General features: G+C 64.9%; 7 protein-coding genes. 5 read left to right on the top strand and 2 right to left on the bottom strand.

Annotation, left to right across the window (positions count from 1 at the left end; translation table 11 throughout):
- The first annotated feature begins 265 nt into the window (after positions 1-265).
- The 4 genes from ABZS64_RS38955 to ABZS64_RS38940 all read left to right on the top strand — a co-directional run bounded on the left by ABZS64_RS38955 (position 266) and on the right by ABZS64_RS38940 (position 2,991).
- Positions 266-553 carry a hypothetical protein gene (locus ABZS64_RS38955; RefSeq protein WP_355839902.1) on the top strand — a complete coding sequence of 96 codons (288 nt, stop codon included), beginning with the start codon at positions 266-268 and terminating at the stop codon, positions 551-553.
- 136 nt (positions 554-689) lie between these two features.
- Positions 690-1,211, top strand: coding sequence for a hypothetical protein (locus ABZS64_RS38950; RefSeq protein ID WP_355839900.1), 522 nt, complete (start codon positions 690-692; stop codon positions 1,209-1,211).
- A 415-nt stretch (positions 1,212-1,626) separates the two neighbouring features.
- Positions 1,627-2,532 (top strand): restriction endonuclease, encoded by a 906-nt coding sequence (locus ABZS64_RS38945; RefSeq protein ID WP_355839898.1) that lies wholly within the window; start codon positions 1,627-1,629, stop codon positions 2,530-2,532.
- A 192-nt stretch (positions 2,533-2,724) separates the two neighbouring features.
- On the top strand, positions 2,725-2,991 hold the full coding sequence (locus ABZS64_RS38940) for a hypothetical protein (protein WP_355839896.1): 267 nt from the start codon (positions 2,725-2,727) through the stop codon (positions 2,989-2,991).
- A 117-nt stretch (positions 2,992-3,108) separates the two neighbouring features.
- On the opposite strand, the gene ABZS64_RS38935 is transcribed toward ABZS64_RS38940, so the two are convergent.
- Positions 3,109-3,528 carry a DUF6578 domain-containing protein gene (locus ABZS64_RS38935; RefSeq protein WP_355839894.1) on the bottom strand — a complete coding sequence of 140 codons (420 nt, stop codon included), beginning with the start codon at positions 3,526-3,528 and terminating at the stop codon, positions 3,109-3,111.
- A 272-nt stretch (positions 3,529-3,800) separates the two neighbouring features.
- Positions 3,801-4,517 carry a hypothetical protein gene (locus tag ABZS64_RS38930; protein ID WP_355839892.1) on the bottom strand — a complete coding sequence of 239 codons (717 nt, stop codon included), beginning with the start codon at positions 4,515-4,517 and terminating at the stop codon, positions 3,801-3,803.
- Positions 4,518-4,937: 420 nt separating this feature from the next.
- On the opposite strand from ABZS64_RS38930, the gene ABZS64_RS38925 reads away from it, so the two are divergent.
- Positions 4,938-5,375: a hypothetical protein gene (locus ABZS64_RS38925; RefSeq protein ID WP_355839890.1), complete on the top strand. Its 438-nt coding sequence runs from the start codon at positions 4,938-4,940 to the stop codon at positions 5,373-5,375.
- Positions 5,376-5,826: the final 451 nt, after the last annotated feature.

Genomic DNA, 5,826 nt, shown 5'->3' with positions numbered 1-5,826 from the left:
CCCGCGCCCACTGACAACGCCCGCAGTGACCCATTGGCACCCAGGACAGGAACGGCTTAGGGCCTGCGGCGACTTCAGTTACGGGACAACCCTTAGGCCGGATGCAGGCCGGACCGCCCCCTTGGCCTGGAAGCATTCGGGGGCGGTCCGGTTGGGGCGCAGAAGCAACCCCGGTGCCGATGGTACCGGGGCCGTCGTCGTGTCCATGATCGACGAGCCTCTCATGGCCGGAGTTGAGCCAGCGACGGGGAAAGGGACTAAGCGGATGCACGACCCAGAGGACGAGGGATTCGAGACCGATCCGTTCGACCTGGACGACGTGGTGTGGGTGCGCGGGGTCGACTACGTGGCGGGCTGGCGTGATGCGGCGGATGCCGGCGGGGAGTTGGCGGCGGCGTTGACGAGTGCGGGGTTCGATACGATGGGGCTCGAATGGCGGGCCAGGACGAACGCGGACGGGGCCGGGACGGTGCGCCTGGTGCTGTCGGCGGCAGCGGCGCATGACGTGGCAGCACTGGTGCTGGCGGTTGCTCGGCTGGGCAAGGCGAGCTGAGTTAGTCGGCGACGTCGCGCCGTATCGGCGGCCTCTTCCGCTTGCTCTGGCCAGTGCGCCAGCCACGTGCCCCGGCCGGAGCCCGGGAACCGGCGCACTCTGGGCATGTTGGTTCGTGTCACACACACTGTGCGTCATGGACAACGGCGCTTTGTGGGTGGCTCTGCTGACCGCTACCACAGCGGTGGTCGCCAGTTGGGTGACCAGCAGGGGCAACGCGCAAGCCGCTCGCATCCAGGCCCAAGCCGCCGCCGAAGCTGCGCACATCGCTCGGGAGCGCGAGGCACGCAGAGCCACACAGCTGGACTTCATCCAGCAGGCCAATGAAATGGGGATCGTGTACCGCAGGATCCCCAAGTACTTGAAGGTGGAGAACCAAGAGGAACGACTGGCATCCCTCACAGAGCTCCGGGATCAACTGCGTGACTCCTACGGGCCCTTCCTGCGTTCTCTGGCCGTAGTCTCTCTGGAATGCCGCCCTGAGCCGATAGCGGCGGCCAACGCAGTCCACGCGGCCTCCGGCGAAGCGTACGTCCGTCTCATCGCCGTCCAGGAAAACATACGCGAGGCCGAGAGTTTCCGTCGGGCCGTTGATGCCTACCTGGCCTCCGTCGACTCGTTCATTGAAGCAGCACGGCAGGCTGAGCGTGAGATTTAGAGATCCACCCCCGAACACACGGCCCAGGGCAAGCCGCAGAGGCCGGCACCCAAAGACAACTTGGAGGCGTCCAGCCTTCCAAGCTCTCAGCTTGGGAATCGCCGACCTCTGGCATAGAAAAATCAGTTGACCTGCGGCGACAGGCGGAAGTTGGCTATGCGCTGACCTGCCCCAGTGACCGTGATTGACCGGTGCTCGCTGCCCTAACCGGTGTGCATCTGGTGCGGCAGCCCGTCCTCGCGATCGCCGGGGCGGTCGCGAGAGCACAACCACTCTTGATGGTCATTGAGGTTTCGTGCACGGGTTTGTGCTCGGAGGCTGCCATCGACCAAGTGCCGACGCAGTGGTTGCTGTACCTTCCTTGCTGTCAACACGAGTGACTCAGTGTCACCGCGGTGCAGTTGGGGGTCGGGCGATGGCAGTTCCAAAGTTCCACGAGTTCATGCTGCCGATTCTGCGCCACTTGGCTGACGGTGAGCCCAGGCACTGGCGGGAGCTTCGCGAGAAGTGCGTGGCCGATTTCGGATTGTCCGACGAGGATCGGGTCGAGGCCACGCCGGGCGGGCGGCCGCGGCTGGATAACCGCGTGTTGTGGGCGAACACGTACCTCTTCCAGGCCGGCCTTGTGCATCGTCCCCGGCGCGGCCAGGTGCAGATCAGCGATCGTGGGCAGAAGGTGCTCCTTGAGCCGCCGCCGGGTATTGACCTCGACTACCTCGGACGCTTCCCTGAGTACCAGGAGTTCCGGAGTCGAACCAGGCAGCAGGACGGCGACGAGCCAGCTGCCGATGCCGAGGTATCTGAGCAGGTGACGCCGCTGGAGAGCATGTCAGCGGCCGTTGCGCAGTCCACGGCAGCCCTACAGGGCGAGATCTTGCGGCGGGTGCTGGCGCAACCGCCCGAGTTTCTGGAACATCTGGTACTCAAGTTGCTTACGGCGATGGGCTACGGGGGCCAGGCTGGCGCTGTCGAACACCGTGGTCGATCACATGATGGTGGTATCGATGGCATCATCCGGCAGGATCCACTCGGCATTGACCGGGTCTACTTGCAGGCTAAGCGGTACACCGACACTGCCGTTGGACGGCCGAGCGTGCAAGCTTTCGTCGGGGCCCTTCACGGGGTGCAGGCCGACCGTGGAGTGTTCATCACCACGAGCACGTTCAGCCCCGAGGCCCGTCAGTACGTCGAGCGCATCCCGAACCGGATCATCCTCATCGATGGCGCGCGGCTGGCGGAGCTCATGGTCCTGTATGACGTTGGGGTGCAGGTAGAACAGACATTCACGCTGAAGCGGATTGACGAGGATTTCTTCGAGTAGTCCACGAACCTGCCGAGTGACACGACCCCCGAAGCGCACGCTTTCCAAGTCTGTTGGCGCCGCGCGGCGCCGTGTACGAGGCTGTCCACCTGAGTTCACGCACGTTCGGTGGTTCAGCCTGTTCCGGCTTCGGTCCTGTCTTGGACGCCCCTGAACTGAGCTGAATGAGACGGAAACTGAGACGGGGCTCCGATGGAACGAGTAGAGGCCGAGTTGTTCACCGATGGTGATAACGATGCCGTGGTGCGCCTTCCGGGCCGTCGCTTTCCCGGTGTTCTGGTCCAAGGAGACACCCTCAGCATCCTCCAGGCGGACGTGGCCGAACTCGTCGAGCTGTGCGCTGCAGGCGACTTGGAGGAGGCTCGGCAGGTAGCGAGCCTCCTCCAAGCCGATCTGGGCGCGAAGCTACAGCGCTACACAGACGCGCTCGAAGCCCACGGGATCTCGCGACCCTTCTGATCCGTAGCTCTAGCCGGATCGGTCAGCGACGGTCATACCGGCCGCCCCGAGGCCCCGGAGGGATGCTACCGGACGGGGTCGGTTGCTGGGGTTGCGGTACGGAGCTGCTGTACTCCTTCATTGACCGCGAGCAGCCGCACCTTCCGGCCCGTCCGTGGCACGCCGGGCCGTCACCAGATAGCCCGCGAAGCTAACGTCCGGCCTGGCCTTCGCCCACCCGTCCGCCTCCTTGACCGGAACCAGCACGGTCGTGCCCGGAACGGGGTGGTTCACCTTGTCCGTAGCGCCCGGGGGCACCCCGTAACGGCAGTGCACCTCGGCGATCGACACCACCTCCACCGAGGTGGGTGCGTGCCCCTCCCCCTGGCCGTGATGCTCCTCGCGGAAGTCGATCTCATCCGCACGTTCGCTGCCAACGACGTCGGCATAATCCTCCGGATCGACCTCCAGCAGCGTCCAGGAGACAACATCCCCTGGCGCGAAGCTCTGTCCGCAGCACTGGATCTGCCAGTCATCGACCCAAATCGTCAACGTCATGCCGCCATTGTCCGCCGAGCGACCTGAGCTCATCAGGGGCCTCGCGCATGATCTACGACACCCGCTTTAGGAGTTCGATCGAGAGCTGACCATGGTGGCGTGGCCTGGCGCCGCTGCGGCCGGACAGGAGTGCTCATGTACGCCGCTGTCCGGCGTCGTTGATGTCAGCCGTGGATGTCAGGGATCTGGGCGTCTGTGTTGTTTCCGTGGACGTAGACATACGAAGGCACGATGCGGAGGGATGGTCAACGCATCGTGCCTTGCAAGTTGGGCTATCCGATCTTGATCCAGTTGTGGCAACCGCTGGTCTGGAAGTACTCGCCGGTGTTCACCGTGACGGTCGTGGGCCCCTGAGGGTTCCCGTTAGCGATGATCGCGTCGAACTCGCCACTGGCGTCCTTCAACCGAGCCCAGTAGCAGTTGGGGAGATCGCTGTCGGAGGGACCTTGGGTCCGGTACGTACCCGGCGGCATGTCCTTACCGACCTGGTGGGTACCCGGGCCGACCCCCGCAGGACTCTCCGGCTGAGGGGCTTTCTCCTGAGGCGGGGGACCCTCTTCCTTGATCCAGTTGCGGCAACCGCTGGTCTCGAAGTACTCGCCGGTGTTCACCGTGACGGTCGTGGGCCCCTGAGCGTTCCCGTTAGCGATGATCGCGTCGAACTCGCCGCTGGCGTCCTTCAACCGAGCCCAGTAGCAGTTGGGGAGATCGCTATCGGAGGGACCTTGGGTCCGGTACGTACCCGGCGGCATGTCCTTACCGACCTGGTGGGTACCCGGGCCGACCTCTTCTTCTATACCCCCTTGCGGCGAGGGCCCCTCTTCCGGGGTGGTGGGCGCGGTCTCTTCCGCCGGCGGAAGTTCGGTCTCGGTCTGGGCCGGTGGCTTGCTGGCCCCCTCACCTCCGCCTCCACAACTGGTTGCGAATCCGCCCGTCGTGACGGCGAGCGCCAGCGCGGCGGCTGCTGTGCTCCTGCGTATGCGGTTCATGGTGGATCTTCTTTTGTGCGCGTATGACGAATTGTTTCTATTGTGCGCCGCATCCGCCAGATCTGGGTACTAGGCGTAGCGCAAGCACACAGTCATCCCTGCCACCTTGCGTAACCCCGCGGGGCACGGCGTTCCGGCACGCGAGGTCAGTGGAGTCTCAATGGGGCGAGTCAACCCCTTCAGCGATCTTGAAAAGCGTCGTGGCAGCGACGTCACCGTGGGTTCAAATCCCACACCCACCGCAGGTGATCGGCACTTGACCAGGCAACTTGGTCAGGGGCCGTCTTGTTTCGCCGCACCGTCAAGGACCACTGTTCCCCGTGGTTTACCGCCCGTGCAGGCACGTGAGGGGCACGGCGGTGTGCCTCGCTGGGTCACCTGCCATGAGCGCCGGTCGCAGCATCGAGCATGATGTTCGGCATGCTGCTGACCTTTGGCCCCGACCGCCAGACTCGCGAGTTCAAGTGCGATTGCTGCAACGCCCCCATTGAGCGGGCATGGGACTTCATCTATGCCGACGGTGCACCGCATGCCGCGTACTTCGCGAACTGCTACCACCACACCGACCGACACCACGACGCATGGATAGACGTGATCTTCGGAACGTGGGGCCAAGGGCCGGACAAGTGGAACGATCACGTGGCCTTCGCCTGCCGCGTTGGTCCCGTCGTTGGCCAGACCGAGCCCGCCTCCACATTGGTGACCGCTGGCCTCGCTCACCCCGATGGACCCCTCTTCGGGCTCAAGCTCAACCGTGAAGCCGCATTGCAGCATCCCCGGCTGAGCGAGTTCTGGCAGGTCTCGGACTTCATCCTGGAGAACGACCCCCTGGTGCGAGGACACATCTACGGTCACTAGGCGAACCAAGGTCGGTGGAGCGGCTTTGGGCGGGAGCTGCCATGGGGCGAGAGATCGGGGCCCGTAAGCTTCCGCGACTCGGGCAGTCTCTGGACCTGCCCGCAATAGCCCGATGTGGGCCCCGATCTTCGAGGCTCGCCCCATGGTGGCTGCGTAAAGGCGTGGAGTCGACCGCCCCAGCCCCGTGCCGGCCTTTCTCTGACGGTTGGTGTCCGCGCTCGGTGCGCCGCCGCCCGGCCGGGGGCAGCCGGGCGAAGACAAAGGCAAGCCCGCGGCCGGGGGCTGCGGCGCGCGCCGCGCTTGCGCGGCGCCTTGAGTAAGTGAAGAGGGTTTGGACCGATCCGGCCCGTCGGCGGGTGTCTTGTCTCGGTTGATGCTTGACGTTGTGGCTTCACTTGATGCTTGACACCGCTTGCCTCGGCTTGGCTGTGCGCGTCTGATCCGCGTGCAG

It is taken from the genome of Streptomyces sp. NPDC005408 (genome assembly GCF_040606445.1).
Lineage (GTDB): Bacteria > Actinomycetota > Actinomycetes > Streptomycetales > Streptomycetaceae > Streptomyces.
This window is presented reverse-complemented; position numbering and strand designations above follow the sequence as displayed.

What these genes read in the sequence shown, in the direction of transcription:
- ABZS64_RS38955 (WP_355839902.1), top strand. Translation starts at nt 266, where the DNA reads ATGCACGACCCAGAGGACGAGGGATTCGAGACCGATCCGTTCGACCTG.
- ABZS64_RS38945 (WP_355839898.1), top strand. Translation starts at nt 1,627, where the DNA reads ATGGCAGTTCCAAAGTTCCACGAGTTCATGCTGCCGATTCTGCGCCAC.
- ABZS64_RS38935 (WP_355839894.1), bottom strand. Translation starts at nt 3,528, where the DNA reads ATGACGTTGACGATTTGGGTCGATGACTGGCAGATCCAGTGCTGCGGA.
- ABZS64_RS38930 (WP_355839892.1), bottom strand. Translation starts at nt 4,517, where the DNA reads ATGAACCGCATACGCAGGAGCACAGCAGCCGCCGCGCTGGCGCTCGCC.
- ABZS64_RS38940 (WP_355839896.1), top strand. Translation starts at nt 2,725, where the DNA reads ATGGAACGAGTAGAGGCCGAGTTGTTCACCGATGGTGATAACGATGCC.
- ABZS64_RS38950 (WP_355839900.1), top strand. Translation starts at nt 690, where the DNA reads ATGGACAACGGCGCTTTGTGGGTGGCTCTGCTGACCGCTACCACAGCG.
- ABZS64_RS38925 (WP_355839890.1), top strand. Translation starts at nt 4,938, where the DNA reads ATGCTGCTGACCTTTGGCCCCGACCGCCAGACTCGCGAGTTCAAGTGC.